Consider the following 21593-nt stretch of genomic DNA (forward strand, 5'->3'; position numbering starts at 1 on the left):
TTTTAGGAGAGTTATTTGTTGGCATAAAATATATCGGAGTAAATTATGGAAAGTATAGAAAATAACCAGGATTATTTAGACAAAACATTTAATAAACTTGATGTGGCAGAAGGGGAATTTAAAAATATTACCTTTGAACAATGCGAATTCCATCAATGTGATTTTTCATCTGTAAATTTATCACACTGTAAATTTGTTAATTGTTTATTTGATCGTTGTAATTTAAGTTTAGCATATATACCGAATACTCGTTTTTCTAATACAGAATTTATAGGGTGTAAACTCGTTGGTATTGATTGGACTAAAGCACATTGGCCTCGGTTTGATCTCTATTCACAATTAAGCTTTAAAAGTAGTATTTTAAGTGGATGTAATTTTTTTGGTTTAAAACTCTATGAATCTGTTTTTGATGATTGTCGATTGCATGATGTCGATTTTAGAAACGCAGAACTTAATAAGTCGATAATGACAGGATCTGATTTTACAAATAGCTTGTTTATGCAGACAAATATTGAGGCTGTAGATTTTACAGATTCACATTCATTCGATATTGATATTCGTCAAAATAAAATTGCAAAAGCAAAGTTTTCAAAATTTGAAGCTCTTGATTTATTGCGATATCTCGATATTAAATTAGTCGATTAAAATTGTCAGAAAGAGCCACTTAAATAAGTGGCTCTTTTAGTATGGTTTATGCGCAATATAATTCTAGAGGCAATCCATCGGGATCTTGAAAAAAAGTAAATTGCTTATGACTACTAGGATCAATTCGTATTGGCTCACATGTAATACCATGTTGTTGTAGATATTGAATACTTTCTTCAACATTATCGACACTAAAAGCAAGATGGCGTAAGCCACAGGCTTCTGGATAATTTAAGCGTGGAGGTGGTGCTGGAAAACTAAATAGCTCAATTTGGTAATTATCTCCAAATGCAAGCTCTGCTTTCCATGATTGCATTACTTCACGATAATTTTCTTTGAGTAACGTTAATCCCAAAATATTGCAATAGAAATGTTTACTCACTTCATAATCGACACAAATAATCGCAACATGATGGATTTTATTGAGTTTTAGCATAAATAGTAGCGCTCTAATCTAGTAAGAAATTCCCACCTATTATGATGCTAAATAAAGGTAACAACAATAGATTAATTTTTAAACTTAAACTAATTTATTACCTTTAAAACCATTATGTGTAATAATTTATTTCTCCTTAACTTATATAATGTTTTTTTCCTTCTGGTGTTGAATGATTTGTTTTTAATTATAGTGAATAAAATAACATTTAAAATAAATTAGCACCTAAAAATATAGACTTATTATTTCATTAATGATGGTGTAAAATAATGTATGTTTACTCTTAATAAAGATAGACTTTTAATTTTATCCTTAATGATAATGATGCCTTTGTAAATAATTTATTAATAAAGTATTATTTAAAAATAAATTTATTGGATTTATTCCAGTTTGATAAAAGAGCTAAATTTAGCTCTATTTTTCTGTTTTTTCATTTTATATAGAGAATAAAGATGAACCGTTTTTTACTTATTTCTACTTCAATGTTGGCAATTTCTACACTTTCTTTTAATGCACATGCTGCATTGAATAATACTCTTTCAGTAGGGTATGCTAAAAGTTCAATTAAATTCGAAGGTAATAAATTTGAGGATAATCCTAAAGGAGTTAACTTTAAATACAATCATGAATTTGATAATAATTGGGGCGTTATTGGCTCACTCACATATACAAAGTTAACATATGATTTCTATAGTTATTGGGGTAAAATAGGAACCACGGAAATTGATTATGTTTCATTAACAGCGGGTCCTAGCTATCGTTTCAATGATTACTTTAGTGCTTATGGGTTAATCGGTCTTGGTCATGTTAATCAAGAAGATAAGTTTTATGATTATCGCGGTGACTATAATAAAACGTCATTAGCTTATGGTGTAGGTTTTCAAGTAAATCCAATTCCTAATATCGCAATTGATGCATCTTATGAATATTCAAAGCTAGATGATGCTAAATTTGGGACTTGGGTGCTTGGTGTGGGTTACCGCTTCTAATATTGTCTTAATATATTCTATTTCTTAGAAAGCCACATTAAAGTGGCTTTTTATATTTATATTTAATAATATTAAAATTAATTATTTCCCTCGGTTTATCATGCTTTATATTTTAACTTTATTGATTTTAAATTGTTAAATAATCGTTTTTTTAAAGTAATTATTTTATATTTTAAAATATAAGAAATAAAAAGTTCTTATAAACTTTATTTGCTTTATTATTTTAATTGAGACTTTATGTGCTATAACACTAACTTCTTATTGGTTTAAATTACATTTACTTAATTACTTTAACGATTTAAAAATATAGAGGAATTTAATGAAAAACAAATTAGTAACTCCAATTGTAGCTATTGCTTTATCAATAATAACATTTAATGCATCTGCTAATTTAAAAAACACCTTATCCTTTGGTTATGCGCAAACTCAGATAAAAATCGATGGTGATAAGGTAGATGGGGCACCTAAAGGGATTAATATTAAGTATGATCATAAATTAAATGAGAGCTTTGGTATTATTGGCTCAATTATTTATAATCATAAAAAATATTATTGCTATGATGTTCAGGATGAAATGAACGCTCAGAGTAATTTTAATTACTATTTACTTACTGCTGGACCTAGTTACCGATTTAATGAATACATAAATATTTATGGTTTAATTGGTACGAGTATTATTAGTGCTAAATATAAAGATGATATTGAAAATTATCATGAAAAAAAAGCGTCTTTAAGTTATGGTGTAGGTCTTCAAATAAATCCAATCTCTAATATCGCAATTGATGCATCTTATGAATATTCAAAAGTGAATGATGCTAATTTGGGAACTTGGGTACTCGGCGTGGGTTATCGCTTCTAATATTATCTTAAACAATCCTTATTCTAAAGACCATATATATGGTCTTTTTTTTTAATTAATTTCTATATTAATATTTCAATCAATATTGTTGTAATGATGTTCAAAAATATTATAAAATAAGTATTTATTGTTAAGTTTTTAATTTATAATAATCAATTATCCGCTTTTTAACAGAATAAATTATCTGTAAGTAAAATATCTTTGAGATGTGGGATTTGGAGGATCAACATGTTAACAGTTATAAAAGCAGAATCATCACATTATAATGAGATGATCTCAGTGTGGGAGTCTTCAGTGAGGGCAACACATACATTTTTGTCTGAAGATATTATTTCATCGCTTAAAAAAGATATTTTAGAACAGTATTTTCCTATGCTTAATACTTATATTGCGATAGATGAAAATAAAACTATTCATGGGATCTTAGGTACAGCGGGAAATAGGCTCGAAATGCTATTTGTTCATGCTGATTCTAGAGGTCATGGTTGTGGTAAATTGCTCATAAATTTTGCAATAAATACACTCAATATTGATGAGTTAGATGTTAATGAACAAAATCCTCAAGCGGTTGGCTTTTATCTGCATATCGGGTTTGAGCAAATAGGGCGTTCTGAATTAGATGGTCAAGGAAATCCTTTTCCACTACTACATTTAAAATTAAACAAAAATAAGTATAAATACTAAACAAAGAACGAAATAAAAAAATGTATTACCAAAATGAGAGAGGGAAATAAAAAATACTCTCTCTTTCCCTTTCATAAAGATCAATTATCCACTTTAATTTGATTTATGTCGTGATAATTCCTTCACTTTCATGGAATAATTTTTTCATAATTAAATAAATTTCATATATTTATGGAATCGTTATGAAGAAAATAGTCGTTGTTATTTTATCTTTATTTGTGCTACCTGCTTGTTCTGAATCACAAGAAAATGCAGTTATTGAATATTGTCTGGATACATTAAATGTCTATAGCATTGTCACTAAAGATCAATGTTTGTGTTTTTATAATGAAGTGGACAATAAATTTTCTTCCTCTGAAATAGATAGAATGATCCAATCATCCCCCATCAAAAAAGACAGCACATTAAGTCGTGAAGGTATAATGTTTTTAACTATTACTCACTCATCAAGATGTTTTGAATAAATAGCATTATAATTCGTTTAATAGAAAATAATACATTAGGTATAAATACTTAATTCATTGTTTTAAAGTGTAATACCACAAAATTGATAAACTCATTACTATAAATCGCTTACATTGGTACTGTTTTTATATCCAGTATGTAATTTGTTTGCCTTTATTGTGAGAATATTATGTCAAAATTGCGTTTATCTTACCCAAAACTTAGTCCCGCAGCTTATGCGGGCTTAATTCAATGTAAAACAGCATTAGAAAGTAGCTCACTTGATATTATGTTGATTGAACTTGTTTATTTAAGAGTCTCTCAAATCAATGGTTGTGCTTTTTGCCTAGAAATGCACAGTACTTCGTTACGTCATCATGGTGTTACCCAAAATAAATTAGATGCATTAAATGGTTGGCAGGTCAGTGAGCGATTTACAGAGAAAGAACGAGCTGCATTATTATGGACTGATGCTGTAAGTCAAATTTCCGCAAAAAATACCAATGATGATATCTATCAACAAGTGAAAGCATATTTTTCAGATACAGAAATGAGCGATTTAACATTGGCAATCGGATTAATGAATGCCTTTAATCGTATTGCAGTGAGTTTACGTCAGTAATTATCTGTATTTAGGGTAATAAGCATGGCAAGACAATTTAGTATAGAAAAAGCGCTGATCTTAATAGCGCTTTTAATTTTTTCTGTTGTATGTTTACCAGAGATATTGCATTAACGGTATATAAGCAAAAACTAAAGCGAAAAGAATAAAAAAGATGCGTAATAACATTTTTTTGGTTTTTATTACACCATAAAACATCACAATAATAAGAACAATGCAGATATACCAATAAGATGCGCCAAAGAGAGCGAGTGTAAAAATCGTATCGGTAAGAAGATGGCTTGAGTTCATTTTATTGGCTATTTGAAATAGAAATCGCCAGCCTAAATATGAGCTGGCGAAGATAGTGAAAAGATATTATGACTTCCAGATAATATGGAACATGGGATTTAAAGGATCACGGCTAATCAGTACACGCCCAAAAATATCATCAATATCTGAATTATCATCAGGTGCAAGGCCAATAATCACTTCACTAAAGCGAGCAGGTGTAACTGGCAGACCAACAATGAATTGCCAATCATTACCTAATGGAACCACTTCGGCTGCACCTCTTTCTTCAAATTGCAGATTAAAGAGTAATTGGTCTGCAACATCTAAATTATCAGCTGCTTGAGCTAAAAAGAGATCATACGCTTGTTCTAGAGCGTCATCTTCACTGATCAAGGTTGGTTCATTCATGGTAATGCCTGTTTATTATTCCAATGATTATCGCGTTGTTTGTATCGCATTTTTGCGAATTTAGCAAAGTATTCTATCGCAGATCCTATTTACCTTCTTGATAACAATATTTCTGTTATAACAGAGGGCTAAAGAAATAGCAGATACGTTCTAAAACGCGATTGAAGAACGGTCGCTTTTCCCATTCATCTAATGTTAATTCTGTAGAACGAGCAATGTAATCATATTGTACAATGCTTAAGTCGCTACCAAAACCTTCATCATCAATGACGACAGTAATTTCAAAGTTTAACCATAAGCTTCGCATATCAAGATTAACAGAGCCGACCATGCTGAGTTGCCCATCAACCATTACGCTTTTGGTATGTAATAAGCCATCTTCAAACTGAAAGACTTTCACACCTGCTTCGAGCATTTCTGTAAAAAATGCACGACTTGCCCAACGTACAAGGAAAGAATCATTACTACGAGGCACAATAATACTTACCTCAACACCCCGCATTGCTGCGGTTGAGATTGCATGGGCAAGATCGTCACTAGGCACAAAATAAGGTGTTGTAAGAACCAATTCTTTTCTTGCTGAATAAATGGCGGTAATTAATGATTGCTGGATTAGTTCATCAGGAAAGCCTGGACCTGAAGCAATCACTTGTGTTGTATGACCGCTTTCTTGTTCACAAGGCATAATGTTGTCATCAGGAGGGGGAGGTAAATGGCGCTCACCTGTTTCCATTTCCCAATCAAAGGCATAAATCATACCTAAAGTAGTAGAAACAGGGCCTTCCATTCTGACCATGATATCAATCCATTGTCCTACACCTGAATCTTGCTTGAAATAACGAGGATCAACCATATTCATACTTCCGGTGTAGGAAATATAGTTATCAATCAATACAATTTTTCGATGCTGGCGTAAGTCCATTCGGCGTAAGAAAAAACGGAATAAATTAACATGGAGTGATTCGACAAACTCAATACCCGCGGCTCTCATTACATCAGGGCCTTTGGTTCGAAAGAAATTCCAGCTTCCAGCAGAGTCAACCATGATACGGCATTTTACACCCCGTTTAGCGGCTTTGATTAAAGCATCTGTCACTTCTTCGACTAAACCACCAGGTTGCCAAATATAAAAAACCATTTCAATATTATCGCGGGCATTATTAATGTCTCGCGTGATTGAGTTCAACGAATCTTCGCAGGTAGTTAACAACTCAATTTTATTCCCTTTAACGCCTTTAATACCTTGGCGTTTAGCGGTTAATTGAAAAAGAGGTGTTGCAACATCACTAGTACCCGTTGCAAAAATATGCTTACATTTTTTTAAGTCTTCGAGCCAAGCAACAACAGAAGGCCACATCTGCTTAGCATGTTCAACACGCCGTTTACCAAGATGTAATTCACCAAAGGCAAAATAAGCAATAACACCGACTAATGGCAGAATATAGATTATCAATAGCCAAGTCATTGTGGAGGTGACAGGACGTCGATGCATTAGGACACGAAATGTGACCCCTGCAATTAATAGCCAATAGAAGAAAAAGGTTAGCCAACTTAATACAGTATAAAATGTTGTCATAGTAGAGCTATTTTCCGTTGAAAATGAATCGCATGGATAAGCTTAAAGGCAATTTACTAAAAATAGTTCATTATTTTTGTTATTTGCCGAATGTTGTTATTAAATCAGGATTATTATCTCTGTCAAATCTCTTTGTTAAGATATAAGCATTAAATAAGCAATAAGATACGATGTTTTATTTATTTTTCCTTTGTGAGAAATGCTCAAAGAATGAATGAAATTTAAGCAAATCATAAATCACCTCTTGGATCACAAAATGAACGTCTTATAATACACCACTTATTCGAAAAAATAGGTGCTGATAGCATGAGACACAGTAGGACTGAAGTAGCTCGTTGGCGAATGATGAGACAAGCTATACGTAAACGTCGTCGATGGTTAGAAGGGCAATCTCGTCGTAATTTCCGAATTTATAAGATGCGTAAACTGGATACTTCAAAAAAACACAGAGCACTTTTATTTGTACAGCAGATTGAATGGAACTCATAATTTCACTTTTTAACTGTTTATATCAATCATTTTGATAAACGTTATTGAATATGATTGCTATTTGCATTTAAACTAGGGGCATTGTTTTTTCTTTAGGTGAAATAAGACAAGTTATGCGTTGGAAGCTTTGGGTATTCATATCACTCTGCCTGCATGCCTCTTTGGTTGCAGCAGCAATGTTCTATGTTGTAGAGGACGAGGTCATTACACCTGAGCCTATCTCTATACAAATGTTGGCATTTGCTGCGGATGAACCTGCTGGCGAACCAGAACCTGTGGTTGAAGAAGTCACACCGCCAGAACCGGAGCCAGTTGTCGAGCCTGAACCCGAACCAGAGCCTATTCCTGATGTAAAACCTGTTATTGAAAAACCAATAGAGAAAAAACCAGAACCAAAACCTAAACCTAAGCCAAAACCGGTTGATAAACCTAAGCCGCCTGTTGAACGACCACAACCTTTAGTGGTTAATAAAGGCAATGATCTTAAAAATCTTAATCCAACGGCTAAGCCAAGTGATAAAGGTGATGAGAAACCTGTCGCAGTAGCAAGCAGTGGCGAAGGTAGAGTACCTAACGTTGTACGTCAAGGTTTACCCGAATATCCTTCACGTGCACGAGCAGTCGGTATCGAAGGTTCAGTGAAAGTGCGTTTCGACGTTGATGCTGATGGGCGAGTCGATAATGTAGAAATTGTTTCTGCTGATCCTAAAAATGTGTTTGAACGTGATATTAAAAGAGCCATGCGCCAATGGCGATATGAAAAAATTCCTTATAAAGGGAAAGTTATCGTTATCGAATTTAAATTAACAGGTGTTTCAGCAAGCTAAAATACAATGTAGATATTAGATCTCAGATAAATAAAAAGGCACTTTAATCAGTGCCTTTTTTAGTGTTTAAAATTTCAGTGTCTTCATATCATTTGTTGTAATCGACGGATTTGTTATTCCATTGTACTTGTTAATGTGAAGTGTGCTTTACCTTCAGGTAAGCGACGAGCCGCATTGTTTTCATCAACAGCAACATAAGTAAACACCGCTTCAGTTGCACGATAACGTTGTCCAACAGGTTCAGTTGCAACCTTCTTAACCCAGACTTCAATATTCACAGTAATTGAAGAATTACCTGTTTTTAAGCAACGAGCATAACAGCAAACGACATCGCCAACCGCAACAGGTTTAAGAAAGGTAATGCCTGTTACACTAACAGTAACGACACGACCTAACGCAATTTCTTTTGCTAAAATTGCACCACCGATGTCCATTTGAGACATTAACCAGCCACCGAAAATATCACCATTGGCGTTTGTATCAGCAGGCATGGCAAGGGTACGTAAAACGAGCTCACCATTAGGCAAAGATTGTTGTTCAGTCATGGAGAATTATTATCTGTAAATGTTTAAACCAAGGAGACATCTACTCATCTACTTCAAGTTAAATATGATGAGTGTACATCTCCCAATAAAATAAACGTGATTACTCAGATTTTGAATGAGCATCGTGTGATGTCGGTTTAGATGCTTGTTTTGTCATATCATCTGATAATGCGTGTTCAGTATTTTGTGTGGCTTCTTCTTCAGTTTGTTCTTCTGGTAAACGATTATTCCAGATATAAACCACACTGGCGATAGTAAAGATAAAGGTCAAAATGGTTAAACCGAAGACTTTAAAATTAACCCAAGTCTCTTCAGGTAAAGAGAATGCCACGTAGATATTACCTAAGGCACAAGCAAAAAAGAAAATCACCCAAGCTATATTTACTTTTTTCCAATTAACCGCTGGCATGGCAAGCTCTTTACCTAACATTCTTTCCATTAATGTTTTAGGTGTAAATAGCTGCATACCAATTAATACAACAGCAAAAATGGCATATATGGCAGTGACTTTCCATTTAATAAAATCAGCAGAATGGAAGAAGATAGTTAATGAGCCAAAAATAGTGACAACAATAGCCGTAATGAGTGGTGCTTTTTCAACTTTATGGAAAATAAGCCACGTCAAGCCGACTGAAATCCACGTGGCGACAATTAATGCACCTGAAGCGTAGAAAATATCTTGCCATTTATAGAAGATAAAAAACACTAATAGTGGAGCGAAATCAAGTAATTGCTTAAGCCAGCCATTTTTCATAACAAATAGGAACCTATGGTAATTAAATTCATAAACTAGGCTATTCTAATGCAAAGCGACAGAAAATGGGTAAACAATTGCATATCTTTAATTATGAAGTGCTGATTTATATAAAAAGCACTGTTTTTCTCTAAAATAACTCAATGAAAAATCAACGTAATTGCATTTAGGGAGGGCTGAAGTTAAAGCTTAAGTTATGAAAGAGGATTTAAATATCACTCTAGTATATGATTCAGTAACTCATCAACATTATCGCCACTTTTTGATGAATGCATAAATATAAAAAAGTATTTCTGATAAGAGGAAATCAATGAACGGAAAAAGAATAATAAAATGGATGCCAGGATTAGGCTTATTGTTTAATTATAAGCGTGATTATTTTGGCTATGACTTAAAAGCTGGGCTTTCTGTTGCTGCCGTTGCATTGCCGGTCGCAATTGCTTATACCGAATTATTAGGGATTAACCCGATTGTTGGATTATATGCCTGTATTTTTCCGATGATTATTTATGCGTTGTTTGGCACATCGCGTCAGCTAATTACAGGGCCTGATGCAGCAACCTGTGCTGTTATTGCTGCTGTAGTTATTCCATTATCTGCTGGTGATGAGAATGCTAGATGGCAACTTGCAATTATTATGACGGCAATGACGGGATTTTGGTGTATTTTAGCCAGCCATTTTCGGTTAGGGGCTTTTACTGATTTTCTATCTCGACCTATTTTACAGGGGCTTTTAAATGGTGTCGCGATCACCATTATGGTTGGGCAAATCAGTAAAGTATTTGGTTTTGATACTTCTCCCGATCATCTAATCGAAAAATTAATTGAAGTTCCGTTTCGATTAATGGATGCGCATTTACCCACCGTGTTAATGTCTGCGATAACATTAGCACTATTATTAGGTATTCGTTATTTTCGTAGTCGATGGCCAGCTCCTTTAATTGCTATGGTCGTGATGACGTATTTAAGTTGGCAATTTGATTTAGCAAGCTTTGGCATTGCTATCGTAGATAAAGATGCAGGAAATGTTGATCTGTTTTTACCTGTTGTATCCATGACGGGATTTCATCCAGGTGTCTTGAGAGAATTGTTAGTTCCATCTATAAACTTGGCGGTTATTAGCTTCGTTAGTTTTATGATGACTGCCCGCAGCTTTGCCAGTAAGAATGGTTATGATGTCGATGCAGACCAAGAGTTAAAAGCGTTAGGTATTGCCAATATTGCGGCCGCGCTTTCTCAAGGATTTGCGGTAAGTGCGGCAAGTAGCCGTACTGCAGTCAATGATTCTGTTGGTGGGAAAACGCAATTAGTTTCTATTATCGCAGCACTGGTTATTTTGCTAGTACTATTATTTATGACCGATTTTCTTGCCTATATTCCATTATCATCATTGGGGATTGTGTTGATTGTCTCTTCATGGTCATTATTGAGTATTCGTCATATTTGGTCTTATCGTAAACGTAATAAACAAGCATTTACATTGGCATCATTCACCTTATTAGCCGTGTTATTGGCAGGGCTAATTAACGGTATCGGTTTTGCCGTTTTATTAGGTTTGCTACAATTTTTACGTATTGTTTTTCGTCCGAGCGATCAATTATTGGGTGTTGATGAACAGGGTATGGTTCACTCAATGAATAAAGATAATGGCATTGAACCTATTGATGGTTTAATGATGTATCGGTTTAATTCACCACTAACTTATTTTAATGTGGGCTATTTTAAAAAACGGGTACTTCAACTTGTTGATAGCGCACCTCAACGGCCTGCATGGTTAGCGGTAGATGCAGCTGTAAGCTTTACCTATGACGATGTTAGCGTGTTTGCTGCTATTGATGAGCTAATACGAGAGTTACGAATAAAAGGCGTGAAATTGGTTTTAGCTGGCCGTAGAACAGAATTAAATCGTTGGATTGAACGTAATAAAATTTCACTTAATGAAGATGATTTGATTATTGCTCCCGATCTCTATTTTGTGATCCGACTGTATCAAAGCCGACAACAAATAAAAGAAAAACAGAAAGAAGCAAGAATAGAGGCGTTAAAACAAGATGCTGAGAGCCACGATGGTGATACATCAACGGCAACAATAGTCAGCAATATACCGACACCAAAATGTGCTGATTAAGCATTATTGAGGCGTCTTTTGTACAAAGAAAAATCCCGTGATATGACGTAACCTCAAAATCGGTTAATTATCACGGGATTTTTTATAGATAAAACTAAGGTATAGAGCGATTAACGCTGTTGCGTTGTGTATTTATTTTCCACCAGCATAAATAAGCGAAACAAGTAAATAATCAACCAAGCTGAAGCCATGTTTTTCAGAAAGTAGAATAAGAAGTTATGGATAATATCGGGCAATTGAATTGTGAGATTACCCACAAAACCAATACCAAATTGCAATAAGATCCAAATCCCTAATGCGGGGATAAGTGAACCTGATTCACCAAAGCCTATTCTCCATCCTAAACGAATAGCACTTCCCATATTCTGTTGGCGTACTAGCACAACTGGCGCTAATGCAAAGCCAATCAGCAAAATGATACCTGGAATGATCATCACCATAAAGCCCGCACTAATCAAAATAGAGCATAAGACAATCAATAAAAACATTTTCGGTAGGCGAGGTAGGCTAGCATTAGCTGTTTGACCTAGAGTGACGCTATGACCTGAGGAGATAGCCATAGCAAACATCAGTAGGGTAAGCACGAGAATACTTTGCTGGAGTGTTTCAAATAAATAGAGCACTAAGACTTTTTTGGCAACACCCACGACACTGTTTGACATAGCTTCTAATTCAGCAGGAGAAGTAGAAGAAAGTTGTGTGTTTTTAAAATTGGCAACAAATTCAATCATCAATTGGTACTCTTGGGGAGTTGGACCAACTAAGACATGAATGATCGCTAAAATAACAGCAAGAATAGCGGAAAGAGTAACAATGCTACGTTGTTCATTCTTATAAAAATTAAGGCTGTCGCGGTAGATTGTGCGTGCCGTGGTAGGCATGAAACTGCTCCTATAAAAATAGACTAAGTCAATGTGCGCCATTGTACCTTTTACAACAGCAAAAAGGGATATTTTCTCTTACTTCTCTTATTTGGCTTGTTTCTTGATGTTGATAATCAGAACACCCTCATCACCGAAAATAAAATAAACATTATATTAACACAATAATAACTTTATTTTTAAATATGTCTTTTAAGGATATTTTTTATTCAAAAAATAACAGTAATAATAAATTTAATTATAAGAAAAAATGGTATTAATGTGTAATTTGATGTGGATCAATTATAAATAATAGTATTGATAAATAATAAAAAGAGAAATAACACTTTCTGCAAAAATAATTCCAAAGTTGTGATCGGTATTAGATCATAATTATCAATAAATGGTTATATTTTTAGCGGAGATTTTACTTATTACAGGAATGGGTTAAATAATGAAAAAACTTTCTGCGCTTATTTTAGCGGCTGCAACTCTTGCGCCTTCTATTTCTTTTGCTCACCAAGCGGGGGATTTTTTATTCCGTGCAGGTACTGCAACTGTTCGTCCTAATGCGGGTTCTGATGCAATATTAGGTGGCGATCATTTTGGAGTAAATAATAATACTCAATTAGGTTTAACCTTTGGGTATATGATCACTGATAATATCGGTGTTGAATTATTAGCCGCAACACCATTTGAGCATAAAATTTCATTAAGTGGTGTGGGCGAAATTGCAAAAGTTAAACATTTACCACCAACATTAATGGCGCAATATTACTTTGGTAATGGTGAAGATAAATTACGTCCTTATTTAGGTGCTGGCCTTAACTTTACCACTTTCTTTGATGAGAAATTCAATAACAATCCAGCAGTAGATGGCTTAGGCTTGAATGGGCTTGATCTTAAGGATTCATGGGGCTTTGCAGCACAAGCGGGTTTAGATTATAACCTCGATAAAAATTGGATGCTGAATGCGTCTGTTTGGTGGATGAATATCGAAACAAAAGCAAGATTCAACAGTGAAGTTGCTAATAAAGACTTTGATGTTAAAACACGTTTAGACCCATTTGTATTTATGTTTGGTGTGGGCTACCGTTTCTAATTATTCTTTCTTTAAAAGAATATCTCATAATGAAAAAGCGAAGTTTATCTTCGCTTTTTTTATGTTTTAAATTCACAAGACAATTCTCATTTTTAGATTATCAAAAGATACGATTTTATTATTAATACTTAAAATAAGAGTCATTTTTAAATAATGTTAAATAAATAAAGATGCATTTAAAATGGAACATATAATGTTTAAATATCTTTTAAGATGTATTTTATATGCATCTTAAAGCTCAGCTATAAATATAATGGGAATTATTTATTTCTATTTGTTAATAATAAATAGCATTGTAATCGATAAAATCGAGTATTTTGTAGATGTATTTAAAATACATCTTTATATTTAATTTTAGTAAAAGCATGTTATCTATCAACGGATAGATGAGATTAATAGAGAAATAAAAAGGATTAGAAAAGCCTCGTACAGATAATAACTAAGTGGTTTGTTATTGAACGCAAAATGATTAGAGAACCTTTTGTTTTGCTCTTTTTATGAGCTTATTTTTAGGGTGAGACAAAAGCGGGCTATTTTTGAATGATTTGATTTTTTTGCAAAAATTGATCTGTATTATGATAGTCCGTACAAATAAACATAAATTCATAAATGAAAAAGACCACCGAAGTGGTCTAAAAAATAAAGCTAAGGGAAGACTAGAATAAAAAAGGGATCAGCGAACAACCATTGAGTTGATAACGCCTTTTACACCTGTAACTTTGCGTGTTGTTTCAATAGCACGATTAGCATCCGCTTGAGAAGAAACGAAACCACTTAATTGAACTTTACCTTTAAAAGTCTCAACGCTAATTTGTGTTGAATTAAGATTTTTTTCACCGATTAGTGCTGTTTTAACTTTGGTGGTGATCACAGAGTCGTCAAAATAACCCCCAGTACCTTCTGACGTTGAAGTCGGAGAACATGCAGACAACGTAAATGCCATCAATAATGCTGCCATGACAGCGGAGATTTTTGCCTATAGTTTCATTATCAAACTCCTTATATATTGTGTAATTGGTTGAGTATTTTTGAAAAGAAAACATAAAGCGCTTTATAAAGTATGTGCAAAAAATAAAATATTGCCAAATTTTTATAGGTATTGATTATGTACTTTAAATGGAGAAAGAAGAGAGATTGCACCATTTCATGCGGACTAAGCCCCAAAAATGGACTTCAAAAGTGTGGGTCAATAAATGATGAATTAAGAGTAATCCGCTTAGAAAAATAGCAAACTATTCTCCTAAAGCGGATCGGTTACGATAGTTAAGCGAGTGTAGCCGCTTTCATTTCTTTGACAAATTGAGTAAGCGCTTTAAGCATCACTTCAGGTTGATGAAGATTTTTCTCAATAATTTGTACAACGGCAGATCCTGAAATAGCACCCGCTGCCCCATTTGCAATAGCCTCTTTGACTTGTTTTGGCTCTGAAATACCAAATCCTTGTAATGCAGGTGGCGCATTATAAGTTTTTAATTTGTCAGTAAGGTGCGTTAGCGATTGTTCAGCACGTTTATCTGTTCCTGTTACGCCTGCTCTTGAGAGTAAATAGGTATAGCCTTTACCTGAGATGGCTAATTCTTGTAAAAGCTCATCATCAGCATTAGGCGGGCAAATAAAAATAGGCTCGATATTCGCTCGCTGTGCTGCTTCTCTGAACTCTTTTGATTCACGTAAGGGCACATCACCAATTAAGACAGAATCGACACCAGCTTGTTGGCATTTACCATAAAATTTATCAACCCCATTACTAAAAACAAGGTTGGCGTAAACTAATAGGCCAATAGGAATATTAGGATGTTTTTTACGTACATTAGTTAATAGAGCAAAGCAATCGGTGGGTGTTACACCAACATTGAGGGCTCGTAAATTAGCACCTTGAATAGTAGGACCATCTGCAAGAGGATCGGAAAAAGGAATACCAATCTCTAAAGCATCGGCACCACCTTCAATTAACGCATCAATAATTTGTAGTGACAGCTCAGGAGAAGGATCACCTAATGTTACAAAGGGAACAAATGCACCTTGTTGTTTTTGTGCTAATGCATTAAAGCAGTTTTGATAACGGCTCATTAGATTTCTCCTCTTGCTGCTAAAATATCGTTTACAGTAAAAATGTCTTTATCGCCACGTCCTGATAAGTTCACAATAAGTAATTGCTCTTTATCAGGATTTTGTGCAATTAATTTAAGTGCATAAGCTAGAGCATGAGAAGATTCTAATGCTGGAATAATTCCTTCTCGGCGAGAAAGGGCTTTAAATGCTTCTATTGCTTCATCATCTGTAACAGAAACATAATCAGCGCGGCCAATGCTATTTAAATGTGCGTGTTGTGGTCCAACTGATGGGAAATCAAGACCCGCTGAAATTGAATAAGATTCTTCAATTTGGCCTTCATCTGTCTGCATAATAGGGGATTTCATCCCAAAATAGATCCCTAATTTACCGTGTTTCAGTGGTGCGCCATGTTCACCTGTTTCAATACCTTTACCTGCGGGTTCGACACCAATCAGTTGCACTGACGCTTCAGGAATAAATGAAGCAAATAAACCGATAGCGTTAGAACCACCACCAATACAAGCGATAGCTGCATCGGGTAGACGACCTTCACGCTCTAGGATCTGAGCTTTAGCTTCATCACCAATCATACGTTGGAATTCACGTACAATTGTTGGATAAGGATGCGGGCCCGCTGCGGTTCCTAGTAAATAGTGAGCGCGGTCGTAACAACCAGACCAGTCACGTAATGCCTCATTACAGGCATCTTTTAAGGTAGATGAACCACTATGAACGGGAATAACTTCTGCACCCATTAAACGCATACGAAAGACGTTTGGTGATTGACGTTCAACGTCTTTTGCACCCATATAGATACGACATTTCATATTAAGTAGTGCGCAGGCCAAAGCAGTGGCAACACCATGTTGACCCGCACCCGTTTCTGCAATTATTTCGGTTTTCCCCATACGTTTTGCCAGTAATGCTTGACCTAATACTTGGTTAGTTTTATGAGCGCCACCATGCAGTAAATCTTCACGTTTTAGATATAAACGAGTTCGCGTACCTTCTGTTAAATTACGACAAAGGGTTAATGCTGTTGGCCTGCCTGCATAATTTTTTAATAAATCTTGGAATTCTTGCTGAAATGACGGATCGTTTTGTGCATCAATAAAAGCTTGTTCGAGTTGATCCAATGCAGGAATTAAGATTTCAGGTACATATTGGCCACCAAATTCGCCAAAGTAGGGGTTAAGTTTTCTCATTGTGATGTCATCCTGTTTAAAATTTTATTTTTATGAAATTTAGTTTCGCTGTAATTGTGCAAACACTTGATCTAGACGTTGTGCATCTTTTATGCCAGGAGCCGATTCTACCCCAGAGTTAAAATCAAGCCCGATACAGCCTGTTTTAACTGCATCTAAACAGTTTTCACTATTAAGACCGCCTGCAAGTAATGCTTTTTCACGTATTGAGTTTGGAATTTTTTGCCAATTAAACGTTATTCCTGTACCGCCTGTGCCATTATCAAGTACATATTTATTAACGTGTGAAACGGGAGAGATATCATTGTGGATTGCCATATTTATTGCTTGCCAAATCTCACAGTTAGGTTGAATTTTTTGTCTAAGTTGCTCAATAAACTGAGCATCTTCTTGCCCATGTAATTGAATGGCAGATAAATTAAGTTTTTCAGCATAGTCACAAATAAGTGCAATGGGTTGGTTTTGAAAAACACCCACAAACGCTAAGGGGGCTTGTGTTATCAATACTTGTGCTTGTGACAACGTCACTTTTCGCGGGGATTTTTCTGCGAAAATCAATCCTGCATAATAAGCACCAGCTTGATAAACCGCTTTTACATCTTGTGTACGAGTCAACCCGCACACTTTATGCTTTCCCAAAACAAGCGCTCTCACTGCTTGGTCAATATTTTCTTGTGACATTAAGGCACTACCTACCAGAAAACCATTAGCATATTGACTTAACTCTTGGACTTGCTGGTGGGTATGAATACCAGATTCACTGATCACGATTGCATCTTTTGGTAATCCTTGGCTTAGTTGTTGAGTGCGCGCTAAATCAATAGATAGATCACGCAAATCGCGATTATTAATACCAATAACTTTAGCATTAAGCTTAATTGCTCGCTGACGCTCTTCTTCTGTACTGACTTCGGTCAATACACCCATATTTAATTGATGAGCAACCGTCGATAGTGCGCGATATTGCTCATCATCTAAGACAGAGAGCATTAATAAGATGGCATCTGCTTGATAAAAACGTGCTAAATAGATTTGGTATTTATCAATAATAAAATCTTTGCACAAAACTGGCTGATGTACGGCTTGACTGACTTGACGTAAATAATCAAAGCTTCCTTGAAAATATTTTTCATCGGTTAATACCGAAATTGCCGCGGCATAAGGCTGATAAATTTTTGCAATTGTAGAAGGATCAAAATCAGCACGAATTAATCCTTTTGAGGGCGATGCTTTTTTACATTCCAAAATAAAAACAGTATTAGGTTGAGTTAATGCCTGATAAAACGAGCGCGTTGATGGCACTATTTGATGCGAAAATTCTGATAATGGTTGGCTTGCTTTACGTGCAATCAGATATTCTGCTTTATCTTTTACAATGGCGTTTAATACGGTCATGTTTTTATCCTCTAGCTGCTAATGCAGTGACACGATTTATTGCTTTACCGCTATAAATGGCGTGCATGGCAACTTCAGTATTCATTTTTAAATCTTCTTGCCCATGTAAACGCATTAATAAAGCGACATTAGCTGCAACAGATTCGGTATGTGCTCTTTTTCCTTCACCTTGCAGTAAATCTGCCAATAATTGACGGTTAACTTCAGGTGTACCACCTTCCAAATCGGCCATTGAACAAGGACGAAGACCAAAATCGCTGGGTGTGAGTTCGTAACGTGTAATTTCACCATTACGTAATTCAGCGACTTGAGTCGGAGCATGTAACGACACTTCATCCATACCACCACTGTGTACCACTGCGGCACGTTCATAACCCAATACTTTTAGTGTGTCTGCAATAGGCATTAATAACTCAGGACTATAAACACCAATTAATGCTAATGGTGGACGAGCGGGATTAATCAAGGGACCTAGTACGTTAAATAAGGTGCGTGTTTTTAGTTGCTGGCGCACAGGGGCTGCAAAACGAAAACCACTGTGATACTGCGGTGCGAATAAAAAGCAAAGTCCGACTTCATCTAATAATTGACGTGCATCATCTGCACTTCTATCTAATGGAATACCAAAAGCAGCGAGTAAATCGGATGAGCCTGAGCGACTAGATACGCTGCGGTTGCCATGTTTGGCAACTTTAATACCGACTTCTGCCGCTACGAATGCGCTAGCGGTTGATATATTGATGCTGTTTGCGCCATCACCACCAGTACCAACAATATCGCAAAAAGTGTAATCAGGACGAGGAAATGGCAGTGCATTTTCAAGTAATGCTCGCACAGCACCGGCGATTTCTTGTGGATGTTCACCACGCATTTTCATACTAATTAATACAGCGGCTAATTGTGATTCTGTTAATTCACCACGGATAATCGCGCTAAACAGAGTTTGGCTTTCTTCTAATGTTAACTGCTGCGCGCTAAATAATTTGTTGAAGATAGTTTCCATTTTATGCGTCTCCTTTAGGAGTTAATGCCCATGCGATTGTTTGTTCTAAAAGTTGTGCGCCTTTGGTGGTTAAAATTGATTCTGGATGAAACTGAAAACCACAGGTTTTATGTTGACGGTGACGCACCGCCATAACAGTGTTATCGCACCACGCATTGATAATAAGTTGTTCGGGAACGTGTTCTCCAGAAAGCGAATGATAGCGTGCAACAGGTAAAGGGTTGGGTAAATTAACAAACATCTCACTGTTATCATGTTCAGCCAATGTCGCTTTACCGTGTAAGATCTCTCCACATGAAGAAACTTTTCCACCGTAAGCTTCAATGATGGCTTGATGGCCTAAACAGATGCCAACGACAGGTAATGTACCGAGTACACGCTTCAATAGTTCAGGCATACAACCAGCTTGTGAAGGTGCGCCAGGCCCCGGAGATAACAACAAAATAGGGTTATCTAGTTCATGTAATTTCTGTTCAATAAAATCGGCTGTGACGTTATTGCGATAAATGACGACGGTATTACCGAGGCTACGCAGTTGATCGACTAGGTTGTAGGTAAAAGAGTCGATGTTATCGAGAAGTAAGATAGATGCCATTAGCAAGCCTCCTGCATTTGTACTTCTGTGTGAGCTTGCAAAATGGCATTAATTACAGCTTGTGATTTATTGCGGGTTTCTTCCGCTTCCATTTTGGGATCAGAATCGAGCACAATTCCAGCGCCAACTTGAATAGTAGCAATATTATTTTCAACATAAGCAGAGCGAATAACTATGCAAGTATCAAAATCACCAGCGCCAGTAAAATAACCAATGGCTCCACCATAGCTACCACGTTTCGTTTTTTCATAACGAGCAATTAATTGCATAGCACTGACTTTAGGGGCACCTGATAGTGTTCCCATATTCATACATGCTTGGTAGGCATGGAAAATATCTAAATCATCACGTAATTTACCTACCACTCTAGAGACCAAGTGCATCACAAAAGCATAACGATCAACTTTTGTTAGTTCTGCAACATAGCGACTACCAGCTTGGCAAATACGTGCCAAATCATTACGCGCCAAATCAACTAACATTAAATGCTCTGAAAGTTCTTTGGTGTCAGTACGCATTTCTAGCTCAATGCGGCTGTCCAAATCTGCATTAATTGAACCATCGGCATTGCGTCCTCTAGGACGAGTTCCTGCAATAGGGTAAATTTCAATTTGGCGATCACTGGTTTGGTATTTCAGTGCGCTTTCTGGTGATGCACCAAAAACAGTGAATAGAGCATCTTGCATATAAAACAGATACGGGCTTGGGTTTTTCTGTTTCAACACTTGATATGCAGCAAGTGGTGAAGGGCAAGCTACTTGAAAACGACGTGATGGCACGACTTGGAAAATATCACCACGACGAATATAGGTTTTCATCGCTTCAACGATATCGCCATAGCCTTTATCGTCCATATTGGCGTGTATCGCTGAATCCTCTGCTGTTAAAGTGGGGCGAATAGGGTGTTTTAATGGTTGTTTAGCTAGCGAAATTAATTCGGTTTGTCGTAAAGCGAGGCGCAGACATTCTGTTTTATCATCAGTAAATGCAATAGAAACCAACTGGCTATCTTTATTTTGATGATCGATCACGATTAATTGTTCAGCTAAATAAAAGCAATAATCAGGGCAAGAAAAATCACTTTCTAATTCAGGAATAGACTCAAATCCGCAGACTAAATCATACGCAAATAAGCCACCAACAAAGATAAAGTTTGCATCTTTAGTGCCTTTATTAACAAGAAAGAAACGTAACGCATCAAATACGCTAGCTGATTTTAATTTGCTTTCTTCATCAGTCTCTTGTGAAGGCGTTGCAAAAGTAAAAACACACTGTTTGTCGCTCTCTAACGTTAAATTAGCTTTTTCTTTTAGTGCGATTTTTAATGCTGGCAATAACGCTTGCCCATTAACGCTTAATGCATCAATAGTGACTTGATTTTTTACTGCACTGATGCGTAATGCACTATCAACAATTAATAAGCTTTTTAAGTTTGCTTTAGTGTCGATTTGTGCAGATTCTAACAATAATGTGTAGTGTTGATTTTCACATAATGTATTGAAAAGCAAAGCTGGTTCGCTGTGATAAGGCAGTGGCGTTGCCTTGGTATTAAATGGGAATGCAAGTGATGTATTCATTGTTATCGCTCTATATTATTTTCTTTATTTACTGTTTTTAAAGCATAAAAAAACCCGCGTAGGCGGGTTTTAGATATCACTGACGTTAAGCCGGAGATCAAACCGCCCATAAAAGAGTGTTG

The 21593-nt window shown here is 35.7% G+C and carries 20 protein-coding genes and 2 pseudogenes; 10 read left to right on the forward strand and 12 right to left on the reverse strand.

Annotated elements, in window-relative coordinates; genetic code table 11:
• Positions 1-45 precede the first annotated feature (45 nt).
• A complete protein-coding gene (locus GTH24_RS08425; RefSeq protein WP_072067974.1) occupies positions 46-645 on the forward strand; it encodes a pentapeptide repeat-containing protein in 600 nt (199 codons plus the stop codon).
• Between the two features lie 46 nt (positions 646-691).
• On the opposite strand, the gene gloA2 is transcribed toward GTH24_RS08425, so the two are convergent.
• Positions 692-1081: an SMU1112c/YaeR family gloxylase I-like metalloprotein gene (gene gloA2, locus GTH24_RS08430; protein ID WP_164526222.1), complete on the reverse strand. Its 390-nt coding sequence runs from the start codon at positions 1079-1081 to the stop codon at positions 692-694.
• A 452-nt stretch (positions 1082-1533) separates the two neighbouring features.
• Here gloA2 and GTH24_RS08435 point away from each other — a divergent pair, with 452 nt between their 5' ends.
• The 5 genes from GTH24_RS08435 to GTH24_RS08455 all read left to right on the forward strand — a co-directional run bounded on the left by GTH24_RS08435 (position 1534) and on the right by GTH24_RS08455 (position 4679).
• Positions 1534-2070 (forward strand): Ail/Lom family outer membrane beta-barrel protein, encoded by a 537-nt coding sequence (locus tag GTH24_RS08435; protein ID WP_072067976.1) that lies wholly within the window; start codon positions 1534-1536, stop codon positions 2068-2070.
• Between the two features lie 319 nt (positions 2071-2389).
• Positions 2390-2929, forward strand: a complete 540-nt coding sequence (locus GTH24_RS08440; RefSeq protein WP_164526223.1) for an Ail/Lom family outer membrane beta-barrel protein — start codon at positions 2390-2392, stop codon at positions 2927-2929.
• A gap of 228 nt (positions 2930-3157) precedes the next feature.
• Positions 3158-3613 carry a GNAT family N-acetyltransferase gene (locus GTH24_RS08445; RefSeq protein ID WP_072067978.1) on the forward strand — a complete coding sequence of 152 codons (456 nt, stop codon included), beginning with the start codon at positions 3158-3160 and terminating at the stop codon, positions 3611-3613.
• 182 nt (positions 3614-3795) lie between these two features.
• A complete protein-coding gene (locus tag GTH24_RS08450; RefSeq protein ID WP_072067979.1) occupies positions 3796-4077 on the forward strand; it encodes a hypothetical protein in 282 nt (93 codons plus the stop codon).
• Between the two features lie 170 nt (positions 4078-4247).
• On the forward strand, positions 4248-4679 hold the full coding sequence (locus GTH24_RS08455; RefSeq protein WP_072067980.1) for a carboxymuconolactone decarboxylase family protein: 432 nt from the start codon (positions 4248-4250) through the stop codon (positions 4677-4679).
• 357 nt (positions 4680-5036) lie between these two features.
• Here GTH24_RS08455 and GTH24_RS08460 read toward each other — a convergent pair whose 3' ends face one another.
• Both GTH24_RS08460 and cls read right to left on the reverse strand, forming a co-directional pair.
• On the reverse strand, positions 5037-5360 hold the full coding sequence (locus GTH24_RS08460) for an HI1450 family dsDNA-mimic protein (RefSeq protein WP_115349680.1): 324 nt from the start codon (positions 5358-5360) through the stop codon (positions 5037-5039).
• Positions 5361-5475: 115 nt separating this feature from the next.
• Complete coding sequence (cls, locus tag GTH24_RS08465; RefSeq protein WP_072067981.1) at positions 5476-6936, reverse strand: cardiolipin synthase; 1461 nt, start codon at positions 6934-6936, stop codon at positions 5476-5478.
• 306 nt (positions 6937-7242) lie between these two features.
• On the opposite strand from cls, the gene GTH24_RS08470 reads away from it, so the two are divergent.
• Positions 7243-7425 carry a YciY family protein gene (locus GTH24_RS08470; protein WP_072067982.1) on the forward strand — a complete coding sequence of 61 codons (183 nt, stop codon included), beginning with the start codon at positions 7243-7245 and terminating at the stop codon, positions 7423-7425.
• A 113-nt stretch (positions 7426-7538) separates the two neighbouring features.
• Positions 7539-8252, forward strand: a complete 714-nt coding sequence (gene tonB / locus GTH24_RS08475; protein ID WP_164526224.1) for a TonB system transport protein TonB — start codon at positions 7539-7541, stop codon at positions 8250-8252.
• 113 nt (positions 8253-8365) lie between these two features.
• Here tonB and yciA read toward each other — a convergent pair whose 3' ends face one another.
• Positions 8366-8797, reverse strand: a complete 432-nt coding sequence (gene yciA / locus GTH24_RS08480; protein ID WP_072067984.1) for an acyl-CoA thioester hydrolase YciA — start codon at positions 8795-8797, stop codon at positions 8366-8368.
• A gap of 205 nt (positions 8798-9002) precedes the next feature.
• Positions 9003-9551 (reverse strand): annotated as a pseudogene (locus GTH24_RS08485) (septation protein A); the annotation flags it as partial.
• A 310-nt stretch (positions 9552-9861) separates the two neighbouring features.
• Between GTH24_RS08485 and GTH24_RS08490 the strand changes: the two are divergent.
• Complete coding sequence (locus GTH24_RS08490) at positions 9862-11679, forward strand: SulP family inorganic anion transporter (RefSeq protein ID WP_241254060.1); 1818 nt, start codon at positions 9862-9864, stop codon at positions 11677-11679.
• A 110-nt stretch (positions 11680-11789) separates the two neighbouring features.
• On the opposite strand, the gene GTH24_RS08495 is transcribed toward GTH24_RS08490, so the two are convergent.
• Positions 11790-12560: a YciC family protein gene (locus GTH24_RS08495; protein WP_072067987.1), complete on the reverse strand. Its 771-nt coding sequence runs from the start codon at positions 12558-12560 to the stop codon at positions 11790-11792.
• A gap of 433 nt (positions 12561-12993) precedes the next feature.
• Here GTH24_RS08495 and ompW point away from each other — a divergent pair, with 433 nt between their 5' ends.
• Positions 12994-13641, forward strand: a complete 648-nt coding sequence (gene ompW, locus GTH24_RS08500) for an outer membrane protein OmpW (RefSeq protein WP_072067988.1) — start codon at positions 12994-12996, stop codon at positions 13639-13641.
• Positions 13642-14314: 673 nt separating this feature from the next.
• Here the strand turns inward: ompW and GTH24_RS08505 are convergent.
• From GTH24_RS08505 to GTH24_RS08535, 6 genes and pseudogenes are all read right to left on the reverse strand, one after another.
• Positions 14315-14599, reverse strand: a complete 285-nt coding sequence (locus GTH24_RS08505; RefSeq protein ID WP_164526225.1) for a BON domain-containing protein — start codon at positions 14597-14599, stop codon at positions 14315-14317.
• A gap of 305 nt (positions 14600-14904) precedes the next feature.
• Positions 14905-15711: a tryptophan synthase subunit alpha gene (gene trpA / locus GTH24_RS08510; RefSeq protein ID WP_115349686.1), complete on the reverse strand. Its 807-nt coding sequence runs from the start codon at positions 15709-15711 to the stop codon at positions 14905-14907.
• On the reverse strand, positions 15711-16901 hold the full coding sequence (gene trpB / locus GTH24_RS08515) for a tryptophan synthase subunit beta (protein ID WP_072067991.1): 1191 nt from the start codon (positions 16899-16901) through the stop codon (positions 15711-15713). Before trpB ends, trpA begins: the two co-directional genes overlap by 1 nt.
• Before the next feature lie 39 nt (positions 16902-16940).
• Positions 16941-18296: a bifunctional indole-3-glycerol-phosphate synthase TrpC/phosphoribosylanthranilate isomerase TrpF gene (gene trpCF / locus GTH24_RS08520; RefSeq protein WP_072067992.1), complete on the reverse strand. Its 1356-nt coding sequence runs from the start codon at positions 18294-18296 to the stop codon at positions 16941-16943.
• 4 nt (positions 18297-18300) lie between these two features.
• Positions 18301-19894 (reverse strand): annotated as a pseudogene (gene trpD, locus GTH24_RS22155) (bifunctional anthranilate synthase glutamate amidotransferase component TrpG/anthranilate phosphoribosyltransferase TrpD).
• A complete protein-coding gene (locus tag GTH24_RS08535) occupies positions 19894-21471 on the reverse strand; it encodes an anthranilate synthase component 1 (RefSeq protein WP_164526226.1) in 1578 nt (525 codons plus the stop codon). The pseudogene trpD and the gene GTH24_RS08535 overlap by 1 nt, the downstream one beginning before the upstream one ends.
• Between the last annotated feature and the right edge of the window lie 122 nt (positions 21472-21593).

Origin of the sequence: Proteus vulgaris (assembly GCF_011045815.1) — a bacterium.
Classification (GTDB): Bacteria; Pseudomonadota; Gammaproteobacteria; order Enterobacterales; family Enterobacteriaceae; genus Proteus; species Proteus vulgaris_B.

Excerpts from the sequence above, each read along its gene's own strand:
- GTH24_RS08425 (WP_072067974.1), top strand. The coding sequence starts at position 46 with ATGGAAAGTATAGAAAATAACCAGGATTATTTAGACAAAACATTTAAT.
- gloA2 (WP_164526222.1), bottom strand. The coding sequence starts at position 1,081 with ATGCTAAAACTCAATAAAATCCATCATGTTGCGATTATTTGTGTCGAT.
- GTH24_RS08435 (WP_072067976.1), top strand. The coding sequence starts at position 1,534 with ATGAACCGTTTTTTACTTATTTCTACTTCAATGTTGGCAATTTCTACA.
- GTH24_RS08440 (WP_164526223.1), top strand. The coding sequence starts at position 2,390 with ATGAAAAACAAATTAGTAACTCCAATTGTAGCTATTGCTTTATCAATA.
- GTH24_RS08445 (WP_072067978.1), top strand. The coding sequence starts at position 3,158 with ATGTTAACAGTTATAAAAGCAGAATCATCACATTATAATGAGATGATC.
- GTH24_RS08450 (WP_072067979.1), top strand. The coding sequence starts at position 3,796 with ATGAAGAAAATAGTCGTTGTTATTTTATCTTTATTTGTGCTACCTGCT.
- GTH24_RS08455 (WP_072067980.1), top strand. The coding sequence starts at position 4,248 with ATGTCAAAATTGCGTTTATCTTACCCAAAACTTAGTCCCGCAGCTTAT.
- GTH24_RS08460 (WP_115349680.1), bottom strand. The coding sequence starts at position 5,360 with ATGAATGAACCAACCTTGATCAGTGAAGATGACGCTCTAGAACAAGCG.
- cls (WP_072067981.1), bottom strand. The coding sequence starts at position 6,936 with ATGACAACATTTTATACTGTATTAAGTTGGCTAACCTTTTTCTTCTAT.
- GTH24_RS08470 (WP_072067982.1), top strand. The coding sequence starts at position 7,243 with ATGAGACACAGTAGGACTGAAGTAGCTCGTTGGCGAATGATGAGACAA.
- tonB (WP_164526224.1), top strand. The coding sequence starts at position 7,539 with ATGCGTTGGAAGCTTTGGGTATTCATATCACTCTGCCTGCATGCCTCT.
- yciA (WP_072067984.1), bottom strand. The coding sequence starts at position 8,797 with ATGACTGAACAACAATCTTTGCCTAATGGTGAGCTCGTTTTACGTACC.
- GTH24_RS08490 (WP_241254060.1), top strand. The coding sequence starts at position 9,862 with ATGAACGGAAAAAGAATAATAAAATGGATGCCAGGATTAGGCTTATTG.
- GTH24_RS08495 (WP_072067987.1), bottom strand. The coding sequence starts at position 12,560 with ATGCCTACCACGGCACGCACAATCTACCGCGACAGCCTTAATTTTTAT.
- ompW (WP_072067988.1), top strand. The coding sequence starts at position 12,994 with ATGAAAAAACTTTCTGCGCTTATTTTAGCGGCTGCAACTCTTGCGCCT.
- GTH24_RS08505 (WP_164526225.1), bottom strand. The coding sequence starts at position 14,599 with ATGGCAGCATTATTGATGGCATTTACGTTGTCTGCATGTTCTCCGACT.
- trpA (WP_115349686.1), bottom strand. The coding sequence starts at position 15,711 with ATGAGCCGTTATCAAAACTGCTTTAATGCATTAGCACAAAAACAACAA.
- trpB (WP_072067991.1), bottom strand. The coding sequence starts at position 16,901 with ATGAGAAAACTTAACCCCTACTTTGGCGAATTTGGTGGCCAATATGTA.
- trpCF (WP_072067992.1), bottom strand. The coding sequence starts at position 18,296 with ATGACCGTATTAAACGCCATTGTAAAAGATAAAGCAGAATATCTGATT.
- GTH24_RS08535 (WP_164526226.1), bottom strand. The coding sequence starts at position 21,471 with ATGAATACATCACTTGCATTCCCATTTAATACCAAGGCAACGCCACTG.